Below are 16,940 nucleotides of genomic sequence, written 5' to 3' on the forward strand. Positions count from 1 at the left end.
CGTGCCTGACCGTTCCCCGATACCCATACAACAAGAGCCCCACCATGCAGACCCAACTCGCACCCCAGTACCGCGCCACGCCCGAGGGCCAGGAGGCCGAAGCCATTCTGCGCAAGTGCGTGCACTGCGGCTTTTGCACGGCCACCTGCCCGACCTACCAATTGCTGGGCGACGAGCTGGACGGGCCGCGTGGCCGCATCTACCTGATCAAGCAGGTGCTGGAGGGCGAGACGCCCACGCGCGCCACCCAGCAGCATCTGGACCGCTGCCTGACCTGCCGCAACTGCGAAAGTACCTGCCCCAGCGGCGTGCAGTACGGCCACCTGGTGGACATAGGCCGCAAGATCGTCGAGGAACAGGTGCCGCGCCCCTTCGGCGAGCGCGCCAGGCGCTGGGCGCTCAAGGAGGGGCTGAACTCGCCGCTGTTCGCCCCGGCCCTGAAGCTGGGCCAGGCCGTGCGCGGCCTGCTGCCCGAAGTCCTGGCCGAGAAAGTGCCCCAGCCCCAGGATGCCGGCGCCTGGCCCGTGCGCGAGCATGTGCGCAAGGTGCTGCTGCTGGCCGGATGCGTGCAGCCGGCCATGATGCCGCGCATCAACTTCGCCACCGCGCGCGTGCTGGATGCGGCCGGCATACAGACCGTGATCGCGCCCAAGGCCGGTTGCTGCGGCGCCGTGAAATTCCACCTCAACGACCAGGAAGGCGGCAAGGCGCAGATGCGCGCCAATATCGACGCCTGGTGGCCGCAGGTGGACAGCGGCGCGGTGGAGGCCATTGTCATGAATGCCTCGGGCTGCGGCGTCACCGTCAAGGAATACGGCCATCTGCTCAAGGACGATGCGCAGTACGCGGACAAGGCAGCCCGCATCAGCGCCCTCACGCGCGACCTGAGTGAGCTGTTGCCCGAACTCCTGCCCGAGCTTGCCGAGCGCCTGCAGGGCAGGGTGCGCGCACCGGCCGCGCCCATGGCCTACCACCCGCCCTGCACGCTGCAGCATGGGCAAAAGCTGCGCGGCGGCGTGGAAACCCATCTGGCCAGGCTGGGCTTCGAGCTGCGCGTGGCGCGCACCGAATCGCACCTGTGCTGCGGCTCGGCGGGAACCTACTCGGTGCTGCAGCCCGAACTCTCGCACCAGTTGCGCGACCGCAAGATCGGTGCGCTGACCGAAGGCTTCGATGCCCGGCGGCCCGCCGCCATCCTCTCGGCCAACATGGGCTGCATCGTCCACCTGCAAAACGGCACGGACCTGCCCGTGCGCCACTGGATAGAGGTGCTGGACGAGGCCCTGCTGGCCTGAGACCCACCGCGTACCGACTGCGCATCTGTGCCTCCAGCGCGACGCCGTGGGGCCTATGCCCGCGCAAGCCTTTGCAATGCTGGCATGATGCGGGGTTTCGTTTTCTCCAAGCCCACGTGCTCCGCCATGACTGAATCCGTGTCTGAACCGCAAGAACAGAGCGCCGCGCTGCCGGCGGACGCCGCTGCCGGCACCGAGCCGCAGGCTGCAGCCAGCGCCGATGGCCAGGGCCGCAAGCGCTCGCGCCGTGGCGGACGTGGCCGCAACAAGGGCAAGGCCACCGAGCCTGCCGCCGATGCCGCATCCGGCACGGCCGCCAGTGCCGAGGCCAACGCTTCCAGGCCCGTGCGCACCCAGCACCCGCTGCTGGCGCAACTGGCCCAATGGCATCCGAACCTGTTTGGCGAGCAGCCGCTGCCGCTCAAGCGCGGCATCTTCGAAGACCTGCTGGCCGCCCATCCTGAAGCCATTGACCGCGACCAGCTCAAGCTGGCCCTGTCCCAGCACACGCGCTCGAGCCGCTACCTCACCGTGGTGGCCAGCGGCCAGGCCCGGCATGACCTGCAGGGCCAGTCGGTCGAGGCCATGGCGCCCGAGCATGTGCACCATGCGCTGATCGAAGTCTTCCGCCGCCGTCAGCACCGCTCGCCCGAAGACCTGGCGCCCAAGCTGCGCAACCGCATCATCGCGGCCTACGAGGCATCGGGCCTGTCGCGCGACGACTACGCGGCGCGTGTGCAGGGCCGTGACGAGGCCACCAACACCCTGGTGGCCGAGGCACTGGCCGAGGCCGATGCGCGCACCGCACGCGACGAGGCGCTGCTGCGCGCCTTCGAGGCCAGCGGCCAGACCTCCGAAGCCGGCTTTGCCGACATGTACGGCATGAACCCGCGCCAGGTGGCGCAGCAGCTGGAACGCGCCCGCCGCCGCCTGCAGACGCAGGCGGCCTGAGGCACAAGGACCGGCACCAAGGACCGGCACCAAGGACCGGCGCCAAAGACCGGCAGCACCGCCTGCCGGCACACTCCACCGCCGCGTGCCCGGCAAGGGCCGCGCCGGTGCACCTGCCCTGGATCACAGGCGGCATCTCTGCAGCGGACCCTTCCGCCAGCACGCAGATGCCCACCAGGGGCGGGCCCGGGGATGAACTGTTTCACGGACGCCGCTGCACCCGGCCACGGGGCGGCGGCGCCTTGCCGTGCGCGCTCGTTCCGGGAAATGAACACGGCGCGCAAGGCACTTCAAAGCAAAAAAGCAAAAGGAGACTTGCGATGTGGCTGGGTTTGTCGTTGTTCTACGTGGGCGCCGTGCTGTGCCTGAACGGCCTGTGGATGCTGGGGCGCATCGCCGACCGGGAGATCTGGGTCATCAACGTGTTCGCGGGCCTGGTCTCGCTGATCATCGGCCTGGCCTCCGCCTTCGGGCCCGAGCCTGATGCGGCTTCGGTCAAGACCGGCGCGCTGACCCTGCTGTTCGCCTTCACCTACCTGTGGGTGGCCATCAACCGCTTCACGGGCGCCGATGGCCGGGGCCTGGGCTGGTTCAGCCTGTTCGTGGCCATCACCGCCGTGCCCGTGGCCATCGACACCCTGCTGGGCGCGCGCACCGCCATCGACTGGTGGATGGCGGCCAACTGGGCGGCCTGGGCCGTGCTGTGGGCCATGTTCTTCGTGCTGCTGGCCCTGGGCCGCAACATCGGCCGCGTGACGGGCGCCCTGTGCATTGCGCAGGGCGTGCTCACGGGCTGGCTGCCGGGCTACCTGCTGCTGGCGGGGCAGCTCACGGGCTGATTGCGCAGCGTGAGTACGGGCAGGGCGTCAAGCCCCACGCCGCCGTGCATGCGCCAGTGCAGACAGCAGCGCGGCCGCGATGATGCAGGCGCCGCCCAGCAGCGTGCGCGGCGTCAGCACCTCGCCTGCAATCAACACCGAGGAGACGCTGGCGAACACCACCTCGGCCAGCATGACCACGGCGGTCACGCCGGCCGGCAGGCGCGCGGCGCCGAACTGCAGCGCCCAGTTGCCCAGCATCAGCAGCACGGCCAGGCCGGCGGCAATCAGCATCCAGCCAGCCTGCGGCGCAGGCATGGGCGGCACCAGCCCCACGCTGCTGCCCGCGAAGGCGCTGGCCAGCCCCATGGCCATGCAGCCGCTGAACATGGCCAGCATGCGCGCCTGCGCCGGCACGGCCTGCAGGCGGCGCAGCAGCACGTTGGTCAGCGCAAAGGTAAAGCCGCCGAACAGTGCCAGGCCGTCGGCCAGCGACAAACCGCGCAGCAGCCCGGGCGAGCCGCCGCTGAATGTGCCCTCGGGCACCAGCACCAGCGCCACCCCGCCGAAGGCCAGCAGCAGCCGCGTCAGCGCGGCCGGCGTGGGCCGCTCGCCCAGGATCTTCCAGGCCAGCAGCACTGACCACGCCGGCATCAGATAGAACAGCAGCACCACGCGCACCACATCGCCAATGGTCACGGCCCAGTTGAAGGCGATGTTGTTGCTGCCCGCGCAGGCGCCCAGCAGGATCAGCGCCGGGTACTGCAGCGCCTGGCGCAGGCTGGCCGGGCGCAGCGCCACCAGCCCCGCCAGCACCAGGGCATACATCAGCGCCGTGGCCCACAGCGGATGCAGGCCAGCCTCGTGCATGGCGCGAAACGGCCACCAGGCCAGACCCCAGACCAGGGTGTTGAACAGCAGGGCGAGAACGGGGAGCGGGCTATGCATAAAACCACGAAAAAGTGCCCGGTCAGGCAAAGCCCGCACCGAACACAATACGAGAAGACCATTTAGACCAGGCCTATCAATCGATAGCGCCCTATGGAACTGGCGAGGCCCAAAGCGAGAGACACCGAGCCAGGGCCGCCCCGCCGCGAGGGTGTCGTCCCCCCCCCTGGGGGAAGGCGCGAAGCGCTTCAGGGGGTAGTCTCAATGGCAATCCTTGCGGGCAATCACCAGCAGGCGCTCGACTTCCTCGGGATGGTTGCGCACGTTGCTGACGTGCCAGCGGCCGATCAGCCACATGATGCCGGCCACCACCAGGCCGAACACCGTGATGGCGCCGAAAGCCGACAGTCCGAACTTGGTGGACAGCGCATAGAAGGCGCCCAGCGCCAGGATGCAGGCCTGCTCGTTGAAGTTCTGCACGGCAATCGAGCGGCCCGCGCCCATGAGGTTGTGGCCGCGGTGCTGCAGCAGCGCATTCATGGGCACGACCAGGAAGCCGCCCAGGCCGCCCAGCAGGATCAGGAAGGGAATGGCCACCCACACGCTCTTGATGAAGATCATGGCGATCACCAGCAGGCCCATGGTGATGCCCAGCGGAATCACGCGCGTGGCGTTGTCCAGCCGCATGCGCATGGACGCGAGGATGGCGCCTGCGGCCGTGCCGATGGCCACCACGCCCACCAGGGCCGATGCCTGGGAGGTGCCGTAGCCCAGAGCCGCCGCGCCCCAGGCCAGCACGATGTAGCGCAGGTTGCCCGACACGCCCCAGAACAGCGTGGTCGTGGACAGCGAGATCTGGCCCAGCTTGTCCCCCCACAGCCGCTGGCTGCAGGTCCAGAAGTCGGGCAGCAGGGCCAGGGTGTTGGCCAGCAGGCTCTTGCTGGGGTCCTGGCGCAGCGGGCGCAGGATGGTGTCGGTCAGCGGAATGCGCAGGTTGAACCAGGCGGCCAGCGCATAGACGCCGACCAGCACGGCAATCGCCGCTTCGGCGGCCGTGTCCACGCCGGTATCTATCCAGGGCAGATCGAAGTCCAGCAGATGGGCCGAGATGCCCGGGCTCAGCAACTGTCCGCCCACGAGCACGCCCAGGATGATGGAAGTGATGGTCAGCCCCTCGATCCAGCCATTGGCCTTGACCAGCTGGGAGGCGGGCAGCAATTCGGTGAGGATGCCGTACTTGGCCGGCGAGTAGGCCGCTGCGCCCAGGCCCACCACGGCGTAGGCCAGCAGCGGGTGGTTGCCGAACAGCATCATCAGGCAGCCCACGATCTTGATCGCATTGCTGATGAACATCACCCGCCCCTTGGGCAGGGCGTCGGCAAAGGCGCCGACGAAGGGGGCCAGGATCACGTAGAACAGCGCGAACATGGGCACCAGGGCGGCGCGCTGCCACTCGGGGGCGCCATTGGTGCGCAGCAGTTCCACGGCGGTCACGAACAGGGCGTTGTCTGCCAGCGAGCTGAAGAACTGCGCTGACATGATGGTGTAGAAACCGCGCTTCATGGATAGGCAGATGGGGTCAGCTGCAGGGCTGCTGACCAGTTAAATAAGGACCCCGTGGCAAGTGACTGGCGGTTATATCACGCGGCCTTTGGCTGGCAGTGCCAGAATCCCAAGCTTCTGACTGAGTGAAAACCATGCCGCGTCCCATTCTTGCCACCATCCATTCCGCCGCGCTTCGCCACAACCTGGAGCGGGTGCGGCAGGCGGTCCCCGATGCCAAATTGTGGGCCGTGGTCAAAGCCAACGCCTACGGCCACGGTATCGAGAACGTGTTCGAGGCCCTGCGCGGCGCCGACGGCTTCGCCATGCTGGACCTGGCCGAGGCCGAACGCGTGCGCCAGCTGGGCTGGCGCGGCCCCATCCTGCTGCTGGAAGGGGTCTTCGAGCCGCGCGACCTGGAGCTGTGCTCGCGCCTGTCCATCTGGCATGCCGTGCACTGCGACGCCCAGATCGACTGGCTGGCCGCGCACAAGACGCAGAACGGCCACCGCGTCTTCCTCAAGATGAACTCCGGCATGAACCGCCTGGGCTTCACGCCCGAGCGATACCGCGCGGCCTGGGCCCGGCTGAACGCCTTGCCCCAGGTGGAGGAAATCTCGTTCATGACCCATTTCAGCGATGCCGACGCAGGGGCCGGACAGCCCGGAATCTCGGCACAGCTGCAGCGCTTTCATGACGCCACGCGCGACCTGCCCGGCGAGCGCAGCGTGGGCAACAGCGCAGCCACGCTGCGCCAGGGCGACGACGCGCTGGTGCGCTGCGACTGGGTGCGGCCGGGCATCGTGCTCTACGGCAGCGCCCCCGACTATCCGCAGCACACGGCGGCCCACTGGGGCCTGCAGCCCACGCAGACGCTGAGCTCGCGCATCATCGGCGTGCAGCAACTGACCGAGGGGCAGAGCGTGGGCTATGGATCGCGCTTCACGGCCGACGGCCCCCTGCGCCTGGGCACCGTGGCCTGCGGCTATGCCGACGGCTATCCGCGCCACTGCGGCACGGGCACGCCCGTGCTGGTGAACGGCGTGCGCACCCGCACCCTGGGCCGCGTGAGCATGGACATGCTGGCCGTGGACCTGACGCCCGTGCCCGATGCCGGCATGGGCAGCGAGGTCACGCTGTGGGGCCGCGCCAGCAACGGCGCGGTGCTGCCCATCGACGAGGTGGCCGAGGCCGCAGGCACGCTGGGCTATGAACTCATGTGCGCCGTCGCGCCGCGCGTGAACAAGACCGTCGATTGATCAGGGCGCGGCTTCCACGCTGTCCCTGGCCCGCTCCAGCAGCGCCATCAACTGCTGTTGCGCGGCGGGCTCCCAATCCTTGAGCAGCCGGGCCGCCAGCGCCTGGCGTGACTGGCGCAGCCGGTCGAACAGGGCCTGCCCCTGGGGGCTGAGGCTCAGGCAGCGCACGCGGCGGTCGCGGGCGTCCGGTTCGCGGTCCAGCCATCCCTGCTCCTGCAGCTGCGCCAGCATGCGCGCGAGCTGGGCCTTGTCCATGTGGCTGTGGTCGACCAGATCCCTTTGCGTGCGGCCCGGGTGCCGGCCCACGTACATCAGCACGCGCACCTCGTTGGGCGTCAGCCCGGGCTCCATGGACTCCATGTCCTCGCGCATGCGCGACCGGAACAGGTGCAGCAGCTCGTGCATGGCCTCGAAGATATCGGCGGGCAGGGAGGCATTCATGGCAGGGTCTTGTAGAAATACGTTGACAAAGTCAACGGATGACAGAGAATTGGTGGACTAAATCAACATTCTAGGCCGTCGCAGGCCGCTTCGCCAATGAACTTGCCCAATCCAGCCACCTCTGCCGTGACACCGGCCCCCGTCGTCCAGCGTGTCCGCCATTCCTTCCGCGCCCGCCATGTGCAATTGCTCTCGCGCGAACAGCCCAGCCCCGGCTTTGTCCGCCTGACCCTGGGCGGCCCCGATCTGGAGGACTTCGTGAGCGCCGGTTTTGACGACCACGTCAAGCTCATCCTGCCGCAGGCCGGGCGCGAACTGCCCGCGCTTCCCGTGCTGCTCGATGGCCGTCCGACCTTCGTGGAGGACGAACGCCCCACCTTGCGCGACTACACGCCGCTGCGCTACGACGCCGCGCGCCAGAACCTCATCATGGATTTCGCGCTGCACGATGCCGGCCCCGCCACCGAATGGGCGCTGACCGCCCCGCTGGGCCAGTGGGTGGGCCTGGCCGGTCCGCGCGGCAGCCTGGTGATCTCGGCCAACCTGCCATGGCACTGGCTGTTCGGCGACGAGACCGCCATGCCCGCCATCGAGCGGCGCCTGGCCGAACTGCCCGCCGGCAGCCGCGCCGTGGTGCGCGTGCAGCTGCGCAACCCGGCCGACCGCCGTCAGTGGAGCAGCACGGCCCGGCTGGACTGCGACTGGGTCGAATCGCTGGCCGATGCCGTGCACGCGCTGGAGCTGCCCCAGGACGACGGCTACATCTGGGCGGCGGGCGAGCACAGTGCCATGGCCGAGCTGCGTCGCCTGCTGCTGGCCAAGGGCGCATCGCCCAAGCGCATGCGCGTGGCCTCTTACTGGAAGCAGGGCACGGCCGACCACCATGAAGACCTGAACGATCCCAGCTGACCTTCCTGGAGAAAAGAACGGAAGTACAGACGAAAAAAAGCCCACCGAAGTGGGCTTTTTTTCGTGGTGGTTGCGCGAGAAGGATTTGAACCTCCGACCTTTGGGTTATGAGCCCAACGAGCTACCAGACTGCTCCATCGCGCGGTAATCCGCAGTAATTTCGTTTTCACTGCATTTTCTGCAGCGAAGAAGTGAACTATAACCGATATCTTTCCGTCACGCAACTGCGATAGGCGCGAAACATGCGTGCCAGGGCGGCTGCCACCCCTCGGTATAGTGCTCACCCCATGGCCAAAGACAAAACCACGTTCATCTGCAATGCCTGCGGAGGCACCAGCCCGCGCTGGCTGGGCAAATGCCCGGCCTGCGGGGCCTGGAACTCGCTGATCGAGGCCGTTGCCGAGCCTGCGAGCGCGGGCAAGAACCGGCTCAGCCAGCCCCAGGGCTATGCGGGCCTGGCCAATGTCCAGGCCGTGATGCCGCTGTCGGCCATCGAGGCCCAGGACGTGGCGCGCACGCCCAGCGGCATCGAGGAGCTGGACCGCGTGCTGGGCGGCGGCATTGTCGAAGGCGGCGTGGTGCTGATTGGTGGCGATCCCGGCATCGGCAAGTCCACCCTGCTGCTGCAGGCCATGGACGCGCTGCACCGCGTCGGCCTGCCCACGCTGTATGTCACGGGCGAGGAAAGCGGTGCCCAGGTCGCGCTGCGCTCGCGCCGCCTGGGGCTGGAGGCCAGCCAGGTCAATGTGCTGGCCGAGATCCAGCTGGAGAAGATCCTCGCCACCATGGAGGCCACCCAGCCGGCCGTGGTCGTCATCGACTCCATACAGACCGTGTACTCGGACCAGCTGTCCTCGGCGCCGGGCTCGGTGGCCCAGGTGCGCGAATGCGCGGCCCACCTCACGCGCGCGGCCAAGACCACGGGCATCACCGTGATCCTGGTCGGCCATGTGACCAAGGAAGGCGCACTGGCCGGCCCGCGCGTGCTCGAGCACATGGTGGACACGGTGCTCTACTTCGAGGGCGACACGCACAGCAACTTTCGCCTGGTGCGCGCCATCAAGAACCGCTTTGGTGCCGTCAACGAGATCGGCGTCTTCGCCATGACGGAGAAGGGCCTCAAGGGCGTCACCAACCCCAGCGCCATCTTCCTGTCCCAGCACAGCGAGCCCGTGCCCGGCTCCTGCGTGCTGGTCACGCTGGAGGGCACGCGCCCCATGCTGGTGGAGATACAGGCCCTGGTCGATCAGGGCGGCCCCGCGCCCCGGCGCCTGTCCGTGGGCCTGGACCGCGACCGGCTGGCCATGCTGCTGGCCGTGCTCAGCCGCCACGCGGGTGTGGCCTGCGCGGACCAGGATGTGTTCGTCAACGCCGTGGGCGGCGTGCGCATCAGCGAGCCTGCGGCCGATCTGGCCGTCATGCTGTCCATCACCTCCAGCCTGCGTGGCCGCGCCCTGCCCAAGGGATTCCTCGCCTTTGGCGAAGTGGGCCTGGCCGGCGAAGTCCGCCCCGCGCCGCGCGGCCAGGAGCGCCTGAAGGAAGCGGCCAAGCTGGGCTTCACCATGGCCGTGGTACCCAAGGCCAATGCGCCCAAGAAGGCTATTGCCGGTCTGACCGTGCATGCCGTCGAACGCGTGGACGAGGCCATGAATATCGTCCGAGGGATGGGCTGACGCGCATGCCGAGCGCATTGCGGGGGCATACGCACTGTCCGCAGCGGCCCTGCGGCGCCTCCATAAGACAATCGGCGCCATGAATTTGCGCAATATCCTGATTCCTCTGGGCCTGCTCGTACTGCTGGTGGCTGCGCACCAGTCCTATGGCTGGATGGGTGTGGTCGCCGTGGGCGGCGGCATCATGATGTGGCTGCTGCTGCATTTCACGCGGCTGATGTCCATCATGAGGAAGGCCTCGGACCGGCCCATGGGCTATGTGGGCAGCGCCGTCATGCTCAACGTCAAGCTCAAGCCCAAGGTCTCGCTGATGCACGTGGTGGCCATGACGCGCTCCCTGGGCGAGCGCCTGTCCGAGGAGGGCCAGCAGCCCGAGATCTACCGCTGGACCGACGGCACGCAGTCGCATGTGACCTGCGAGTTCAAGAGTGGCCGTCTCATGAAGTGGACCCTGGTACGCCCCACGCCAGAGGCGGAGCAAGAGGCACCTGCGGCCCCCGATGCAGTCCCTGCGCCCTAAAATACCGGGTTGGTGTTCTGTTCAATACCCCCAAGGATGTTCCTATGAGCCCCGTTGTTCCCTCGATGGCCGACCGTGACGGCAAGATCTGGATGGATGGCCAGCTGGTGGACTGGCGCGATGCCAAGATCCATGTGCTGACCCACACGCTGCACTACGGCTGCGGCGCATTCGAGGGCGTGCGGGCCTACAAGTCCGAGCAGGGCACGGCCATCTTCCGCCTGGAAGACCACACCAAGCGCCTGTTCAACAGCGCCAAGATCCTGCGCATGCAGATCCCGTTCACCCAGGAAGCGGTGAACCAGGCCCAGGTCGAGGTCGTGCGCGCCAACCAGCTGGAATCGTGCTACCTGCGCCCGCTGACCTGGATCGGCGACCGCAAGCTGGGCGTCTCCCCCAAGGGCAACACCATCCACCTGATGGTTGCGGCCTGGGCCTGGGGCGCCTACCTGGGCGAAGAAGGCATGCAGCGCGGCATCCGCGTGAAGATCTCCAGCTTCACGCGCCACCATGTGAACATCACCATGAGCCAGGCCAAGGCGGTGAGCAACTACACCAACTCCATCCTGGCCAACACCGAGGCACTGGACGACGGCTACGACGAGGCCATCCTGCTGGACGCCTCGGGCTTCGTCTCCGAAGGCTCGGGCGAGAACATCTTCGTCATCAAGGACGGCGTGGTCTACACGCCCGACCTGTCGGCCGGCGCGCTCAACGGCATCACGCGCAACACCGTGATGCACATCTGCAAGGACCTGGGCCTGGAAGTGGTGCAAAAGCGCATCACGCGCGACGAGCTGTACATCGCCGATGAAGTCTTCTTCACCGGCACGGCCGCCGAAGTCACGCCCATCCGCGAGGTGGACCGCATCGAGATCGGCGCGGGCAGCCGCGGCCCCCTCACCGAAAAGATCCAGCAGGCCTTCTTTGACATCGTCAACGGCCGCAACCCCAAGTACGCCCATTGGCTGACTCGGGTCTGAACATCCCTAGAGACCCACGAAAGAGATAAGCAAGCATGACAACGAATGCCACCGTCGAACTGGCGGCCAAGGACCTCAACGCCCAGGGCGGCGTGTTCTGCCCCAGCCCCAAGGCCGACATGAAGCTGTGGAACAGCCATCCCAAGGTCTACCTGGACGTGGCCCACACCGGCGAAGCCAAGTGCCCCTACTGCGGCACGCTGTACCGCCTGAAAGCCGGCGAAGTCTTCGCAGGCGGGCATTGAACAAAGCGGGCCTCGGCCCGCTTTGTGTGTCTCAGCGCGCCGAAAGCGCGCGGCTCCAGATGCTGCCGGGCGCAGCACCTCCGTGCAAAGCCAGCATGTCCGTGAAGTGGCGCCGCTCCCCGCCGCGCAGCTTGACGATGGGCGCCGCCACCTGCGGCGCCTTCGCCAGGCACAGCTGGGGGTAGAGCAGGTACCACTTCCAGCGCAGGGCAGAGTGATAGAAGAAGGCCGTGTCCTCGGCCTTGAACAGCGTGAGCCGGGCATCGGGCAGGCGCCGCATCACCTGCTGGGCCGTCACATGGATCAGAAGGTAATTTGGATCGGGAATGCCCTGCAGCACCTCGGCGGCGTCGTGCCGCGACTGCAGGCGCTGCAGATAGGCCTCGGGGCCGTCCACGATCAGCGCCTGGTGGAACTCCTTTTGCCATTCCGATACAAAGCGCGAGCCGGCCGGAGCGCAGAATGACCAGCTTTCGATCACGGGGTAGCGCCTGTCCCTGGTGAAGCCCTCAAGGTAGAAGCCTGCCAGCTCGGCAGCGCCTGCGCCGGGGCAGGCGCCCATCCAGTCCAGCGGCGCGGTCAGCAGCGTGGTGGCGTCGAACCAGTAGCCGCCATGGTGTGCCACCAGGTACAGGCGAAGCCAGTCCGATTGCTTGGTGGGATGGAGTTCGGCAAACGCCGCAGGAAGGTCGCCGGGGGCGACGTACTGGCCCAGGTTCTCTGGCGTCACGACGATGACCTGGTGATCCGGGCACTGCCGCCGCCAGCTGTCCACGCACTGCTGGACGAAGGGATCCAGGCCGGACTGGTTCCAGTACGTCCAGATCGTTTTCGGGATTTCCGCTGCAAGACCATCGGCTGCCGGGGGCGATGGGGGCAGCTGCAAGGGCGCAGGCATGGTGTAATCTGCGCCGATTTTGGAAGGCGCCGCCCAGCGATGGAGCAGCCTGAATAAGACCGCAGGAATTTTTTTCATGAGCGGATGGAAAGCGGAATGCCCGCATTTTGGGGCAGAAAGTTGCGGTCTTGATGAGATTTGACAAGTCGAAGCTGCCAGGAGTCCTCACGACCCTGGCAGCTGTTCTGGTGCCCGGGCTGGCCTTGTGGCTGCGCTCGGGCTATTCCTATGGCGCGGGCCTCATGGCCCTGGGCGCCCTGTGTTTTCTGCCCCGCTGGGTCCGGTACAGGCAGTCACCTGGCACCTGGCTGCTGGTTGCACTGTTCATGGGCATGGCGGTGATGTGGTACCACCTGTCCGTGCTGGACGGGGGCACCGGGCAGTTCGACCGCCCCGTGAAGTTCATCCTGGGCGCCGTCAGCCTGCTGTTTGCCATGTGCTACCCGCCCACGGCGCGGATCTTCCTGTGGGGCATTCCACTGGGCAGCGCAGGCGCGGGCTTCATGGCCCTGTGGCAGGTCTGGGTGCTGGGCATGGAGCGGGCCACGGGCTACACCAATGCCATCCAGTGGGGCAACATGGCCTTGCTGCTGGGCTGCTTCTCCTGCATCTATGCCATGTCCTTCTGGCACCAGCGCTCCCTGCTTTGGCGCCTGCTGGTGCTGGCGGCCGCCGCGCTGGGGGCGCTGGCTTCGCTGCTGTCGGGCTCGCGCGGCGGGTGGCTGGCGCTGTTGCCGATGTTCTTCATGCTGACGATTCTGGTGCGCATGTACCGTCCGCAGTACTTCGGCCGCCTGTTGCTGGGCTGCGCCGCATTGCTGGTGGCGCTGGCCACCGTGATGGCCTTCATCCCGCGCGTCAGCGAGCGCGTGGATGAGGTCTACCTGGATGTGAGCACCTACCTTCATGCCGGCAACTCCAATACCTCGCTGGGCACCCGGCTGGAGCAGTACCGGCTGGCCGTGCAGATGATCGGCGAGAAGCCACTGCTGGGCTGGGGCATGCAGGGCTATGTGGACGAGATGCACCGGCGCGTGGACGCCGGCAGCTATGGCCAGTCCATCCGCGAATACAACTTCATCCACAACGACTTCCTGGACATCTGGGTCAAGCTCGGTGTGCCGGGCGTTCTGCTGCAGGCAGCGCTGTTCGCCTCGCTGCTGTGGCTGTTCTGGCCCTCGCGGCGGCGCATGGCGCTGTGGCCTGCGGACAGCACCCCCTGGCGCGAGGCCCTGCTGCTGCGTATCCTGGGCAGCCTGATGCCAGCCATGTACCTGGCGTTCGGCATGTCACAGCAATTTTTCGTGCACAACAGCGGCATCGTCTTCTTCGTCTTCCTCGTGGTGGCCCTGTGGTCATCGCTGCATGGCCTGGAAAGGGCCAGCGGAGCCGTGCGGTGACGGAACGCGCCACCACGGCCCGGCCCCGGGTGCTGCACTTCGTGACGGGCGGCTTCTCGGGTGCCACCCAGGTGGCGGTGGATCTGGTGTCGGCGCACCGCGCGTCGGGCCGCTTCGACGCCAGACTGGTGCTGCGGCGCAAGCGCAATACCTCCGATGAACGCGTGCAAAAGCTGCGCGACGGCGGCATCGATGTCGACGTGGTGGCCGGCTGGTCCCATGCCGCCACCGTCTGGCAGCTGCGCCGCATCTGCCTGGACTTTCGGCCGGACATCGTCGTGGCCCATGGTTTCAGCGACCACCTCTGGGGCCGCTTTGCCGCGCTGTGGGCCGGCGTGCCCTGCCTGGTGCATGTGGAACACAACTCGCGCGAGCGCTACACGCGCTGGCGGCTGGCTCAGGCCCTGTGGCTGACCGAGCGCACGGCCGCCATCGTCGGCTGCTCCGAAGGCGTGCGCCAGAGCCTGCAGGACCGTGGATTTCCTGCCGCCAAGCTGATGGCCATCAGCAACGGCATCCGGCCCGAGCCTTATCTGCAGGAGCCACCCCCCTTGCTGCAGCGCCGGCCGGACATCGTCATGGCCGCGCGCTTTGCGCGGCAAAAGGACCATGCCACCTTGCTGCGCGCGCTGGCCGTGCTGCGCCAGCGCGGCCTCAAGCCCACGCTGACCCTGGCCGGCGGCGGCAAGGCGCGCGCCCAGCAGGCGGCGCAGCGGCTCAGCGCCGAGCTGGGTCTGCAGGACCAGGTGCAATTCATCGGCATGTGCAACGACGTGCCCGGCCTGCTGCGTGCGCACCGCGTCTGCGTGCTGTCCACGCACTACGAGGGCATGCCCCTGTCCCTGCTGGAAGGCATGGCGGCGGGCTGCGTGGTGGTGGGCAGCCGCGTGGTGGGCGTGCAGGAAGTGGTGCGGCCCGGCGACAACGGCCTGCTGGCCGGGCACGCCGACCCTGAATCGCTGGCCGACGCCCTGCAGCAGGCGCTGCAGGATGACGAGGCCGCCGTGCGCATGGCCGCCACCGCGCGGCAGGAAGCCCTGTCGCACTACAGCCTGCAGCGCATGACCGGCCAGTACGAAGACCTGTTCGCACGCCTGCTGCAGGGGGAGCGTCCGTGACCTGGCTCAGCATCCTGGTGCCCGTCTACAACGTGCTGCCCTACCTGGAGGAATGCCTGCAGTCCGTCATGGACCAGGCCGATGCCGGCGTGCAGGTGCTGGTGCTGGACGACTGCTCCACCGACGGCTCCTGGGCCCTGATGCAGCAACTGGACCAGCGCTGGCCCGGCCGCCTGCAGCTCATGCAGCACGAGCGCAACGCCGGCCTGAGCGCGGCGCGCAACACCATGATCGATGCGGCCACGGGCGACTACCTGTGGTTTTTGGACTCCGACGACAAGCTGCTGCCCGGCGCGATTGCCGGGCTGTCGGCCATCGTGCAACAACACGCGCCCGATGCCGTGCTCTGCGACTTCTCCGTCTGGCGCGAGGCCCCGCGCCTCAAGCACCGCCTGCGCGGCGAGGCGCACCGGCACAGCTTCCACGGCCCCACGCTGCAGCGCTCGCAGGACCGCGGCGCCCTGCTGGCCGGCCTGCTGCGCACGGGCCAGCTGCATGCCTGGTCCAAGATCTCGCGCCGCAGCCTGTGGGATGCCGGCCTGCGCTTTCCTGCAGGCCGCTACTTCGAAGACATGATGACCATGCCGCAGATGGCGCTGCGCTGCAGCAGCTTCTACTACTGCCCCCAGCCCTGGGTGGCCTACCGGCAGCGTGCCAACTCCATCCTCGCGTCCATGACGCCTGCCAAGGCGGCAGACCAGTCCGCCGCCCTGTGGCCCCTGGCGCAGGCCGTGCAAGCCCTGCAGGATGATGCGCTGCGCAACGACGGGCGCCTGCACTTCGCCTGGGCGCACCAGGCTGCGCGCAACCTCATCGGCGCCCTGCGCTTTCTCGACCGGCAGCGGGACATGCCGCCAGCGCAGCGGCAGGAACTGGCCCAGCAGTTCCTGGCGGACTTCGGCCGCATCTCCCCGCTGTCCCTGCCCGCCCTGCGCCAGGCCTATCTGCGGCGCGGCTGGTGGCTGCGCGCATGGAAGCTGCGCAGCTGGGAGCGCCGCGCGCAGCAACTGGGAACACCGGGAGCCCACGCATGAGCGGCCTGAAACTGAAAACCCGGGGCGAGCTGTGGCTGGCGGCCGGCATGCGCCGCTTCTACGCCACCTTCGCACGCCGCCTGGAGCAGGGCCCGGCGCCTGACTTTCGCAGCCATGACATCGGGCCTGCGGCGCCCGTGCCCGTCTCCACGCCCATTCCCCGCATCATCTGGGCCTACTGGAACGGCGACTCGGTGCCGCTGCTCATACAGCGTTGCTTTGACAACTGGGCCCGCCTGAACCCCGGCTACAGCCTGCGCATCCTCAACGACGCGCAACTGCCGCAATACGTGCCGCAACTCCCCGCCAACCTACAGCAGCTGCCCGTGGCCAAGCGCTCGGACTGGCTGCGCCTGGAATTGCTGCACCGCCACGGCGGCATCTGGCTGGACGCCAGCACCATCCTCACCGAGCCGCTGGACTGGCTGCTGGAGCAGCAGCAGCGCAGCGGCGCCGACCTCGTCGCCTACTACCTGGAGCGCTACACCCGCGACCCGCAGGTGCCCGTGGTCGAGAACTGGCTCATGGCCGCGCCCCCGGGCAGCGCCTTCATCGCGGCCCTGCACAAGGAATACGTGGAGCAGGTCCTGCCGCAGACGGGCGAGGCCTATATCGCCCAGCTCCAGCAGGCCGGCGAATACGAGCAACTGCGCCAGGGCATCGACATGCCCTCCTACCTGAGCATGCACCTGGCCATGCAGCGCGTGCTGCGCGCAGGCGGCAGCTACCGCCTGCGGCTGGCCAAGGCCGAGGACGGCCCCTTCTTCCTGCACGTGCTGGGCCGCTGGGGCCGCACCCCGCTCAAGATCCGCCTCATGTTCTCGCGCACCGAACAGGCGCCCGTGCCGCTGATCAAGCTGCGCGCGCCCGACCGCAAGAAGCTGGACCTGTACCTGGAGCGCGGCCTCTACGTGCCCGGCAGCATCGCCGACCGCTATCTGCGGGGCTGAGCGGCGAGCGCGGACT

General features: G+C 67.9%; 17 protein-coding genes and 1 tRNA gene. 13 read left to right on the forward strand and 5 right to left on the reverse strand.

From position 1 onward, the window contains the following. Positions 1–44 precede the first annotated feature (44 nt). The 3 genes from glcF (at position 45) to DA1_RS19050 (ending at position 3,085) form a co-directional block, all read left to right on the forward strand. The gene (gene glcF / locus DA1_RS19040) at positions 45–1,295 is read left to right on the forward strand and encodes a glycolate oxidase subunit GlcF (RefSeq protein WP_034399085.1); all 1,251 of its coding nucleotides are present in this window, start codon (positions 45–47) and stop codon (positions 1,293–1,295) included. A gap of 84 nt (positions 1,296–1,379) precedes the next feature. Continuing rightward, entirely contained in the window at positions 1,380–2,246 is an 867-nt protein-coding gene (locus tag DA1_RS19045; RefSeq protein ID WP_034397802.1) for a ProQ/FinO family protein, read from the forward strand. 320 nt (positions 2,247–2,566) lie between these two features. Continuing rightward, positions 2,567–3,085 carry an AmiS/UreI family transporter gene (locus DA1_RS19050; RefSeq protein ID WP_013800183.1) on the forward strand — a complete coding sequence of 173 codons (519 nt, stop codon included), beginning with the start codon at positions 2,567–2,569 and terminating at the stop codon, positions 3,083–3,085. 27 nt (positions 3,086–3,112) lie between these two features. Here the strand turns inward: DA1_RS19050 and DA1_RS19055 are convergent, their stop codons facing one another. Continuing rightward, on the reverse strand, positions 3,113–4,012 hold the full coding sequence (locus DA1_RS19055) for a DMT family transporter (protein WP_034397804.1): 900 nt from the start codon (positions 4,010–4,012) through the stop codon (positions 3,113–3,115). A gap of 201 nt (positions 4,013–4,213) precedes the next feature. Next, positions 4,214–5,515 carry a lysophospholipid transporter LplT gene (gene lplT / locus DA1_RS19060; RefSeq protein WP_034397807.1) on the reverse strand — a complete coding sequence of 434 codons (1,302 nt, stop codon included), beginning with the start codon at positions 5,513–5,515 and terminating at the stop codon, positions 4,214–4,216. Between the two features lie 134 nt (positions 5,516–5,649). On the opposite strand from lplT, the gene alr reads away from it, so the two are divergent. Then, positions 5,650–6,753, forward strand: a complete 1,104-nt coding sequence (gene alr, locus DA1_RS19065; protein ID WP_034397810.1) for an alanine racemase — start codon at positions 5,650–5,652, stop codon at positions 6,751–6,753. Here alr and DA1_RS19070 read toward each other — a convergent pair whose 3' ends face one another. After that, positions 6,754–7,194, reverse strand: a complete 441-nt coding sequence (locus tag DA1_RS19070) for a MarR family winged helix-turn-helix transcriptional regulator (protein WP_012202251.1) — start codon at positions 7,192–7,194, stop codon at positions 6,754–6,756. 96 nt (positions 7,195–7,290) lie between these two features. Here DA1_RS19070 and DA1_RS19075 point away from each other — a divergent pair, with 96 nt between their 5' ends. Beyond that, entirely contained in the window at positions 7,291–8,103 is an 813-nt protein-coding gene (locus DA1_RS19075; RefSeq protein WP_034397812.1) for a siderophore-interacting protein, read from the forward strand. Positions 8,104–8,170: 67 nt separating this feature from the next. Here DA1_RS19075 and DA1_RS19080 read toward each other — a convergent pair. After that, positions 8,171–8,247 (reverse strand) — tRNA-Met (locus DA1_RS19080). 143 nt (positions 8,248–8,390) lie between these two features. On the opposite strand from DA1_RS19080, the gene radA reads away from it, so the two are divergent. The 4 genes from radA (at position 8,391) to DA1_RS19100 (ending at position 11,524) form a co-directional block, all read left to right on the forward strand. Beyond that, a complete protein-coding gene (gene radA / locus DA1_RS19085; protein ID WP_034397813.1) occupies positions 8,391–9,776 on the forward strand; it encodes a DNA repair protein RadA in 1,386 nt (461 codons plus the stop codon). Between the two features lie 79 nt (positions 9,777–9,855). Beyond that, entirely contained in the window at positions 9,856–10,296 is a 441-nt protein-coding gene (locus DA1_RS19090; RefSeq protein WP_034397816.1) for a hypothetical protein, read from the forward strand. A 44-nt stretch (positions 10,297–10,340) separates the two neighbouring features. Then, positions 10,341–11,279 (forward strand): branched-chain amino acid transaminase, encoded by a 939-nt coding sequence (locus tag DA1_RS19095; protein ID WP_034397818.1) that lies wholly within the window; start codon positions 10,341–10,343, stop codon positions 11,277–11,279. A 35-nt stretch (positions 11,280–11,314) separates the two neighbouring features. Then, complete coding sequence (locus DA1_RS19100; protein ID WP_012202256.1) at positions 11,315–11,524, forward strand: zinc-finger domain-containing protein; 210 nt, start codon at positions 11,315–11,317, stop codon at positions 11,522–11,524. A gap of 31 nt (positions 11,525–11,555) precedes the next feature. Here the strand turns inward: DA1_RS19100 and DA1_RS19105 are convergent, their stop codons facing one another. Beyond that, positions 11,556–12,422: a capsular polysaccharide synthesis protein gene (locus DA1_RS19105; protein ID WP_034397820.1), complete on the reverse strand. Its 867-nt coding sequence runs from the start codon at positions 12,420–12,422 to the stop codon at positions 11,556–11,558. Between the two features lie 131 nt (positions 12,423–12,553). Here DA1_RS19105 and DA1_RS19110 point away from each other — a divergent pair, with 131 nt between their 5' ends. Genes DA1_RS19110 through DA1_RS19125 form a run of 4 tightly spaced genes read left to right on the forward strand, consistent with a single transcriptional unit; the run spans position 12,554 to position 16,924 of the window. Next, positions 12,554–13,822, forward strand: coding sequence for an O-antigen ligase family protein (locus DA1_RS19110; protein WP_034397822.1), 1,269 nt, complete (start codon positions 12,554–12,556; stop codon positions 13,820–13,822). Then, complete coding sequence (locus DA1_RS19115) at positions 13,819–14,940, forward strand: glycosyltransferase (protein WP_034397824.1); 1,122 nt, start codon at positions 13,819–13,821, stop codon at positions 14,938–14,940. The genes DA1_RS19110 and DA1_RS19115 overlap by 4 nt, the downstream gene beginning before the upstream one ends. After that, the gene (locus tag DA1_RS19120) at positions 14,937–15,974 is read left to right on the forward strand and encodes a glycosyltransferase family 2 protein (RefSeq protein ID WP_034397825.1); all 1,038 of its coding nucleotides are present in this window, start codon (positions 14,937–14,939) and stop codon (positions 15,972–15,974) included. The genes DA1_RS19115 and DA1_RS19120 overlap by 4 nt, the downstream gene beginning before the upstream one ends. Further along, positions 15,971–16,924, forward strand: a complete 954-nt coding sequence (locus DA1_RS19125) for a glycosyltransferase family 32 protein (RefSeq protein ID WP_034397827.1) — start codon at positions 15,971–15,973, stop codon at positions 16,922–16,924. The genes DA1_RS19120 and DA1_RS19125 overlap by 4 nt, the downstream gene beginning before the upstream one ends. The last annotated feature ends 16 nt before the right edge of the window (positions 16,925–16,940 follow it).

Source organism: Delftia acidovorans NBRC 14950 (assembly GCF_001598795.1).
GTDB classification, from domain to species: Bacteria; Pseudomonadota; Gammaproteobacteria; order Burkholderiales; family Burkholderiaceae_C; genus Comamonas; species Comamonas acidovorans.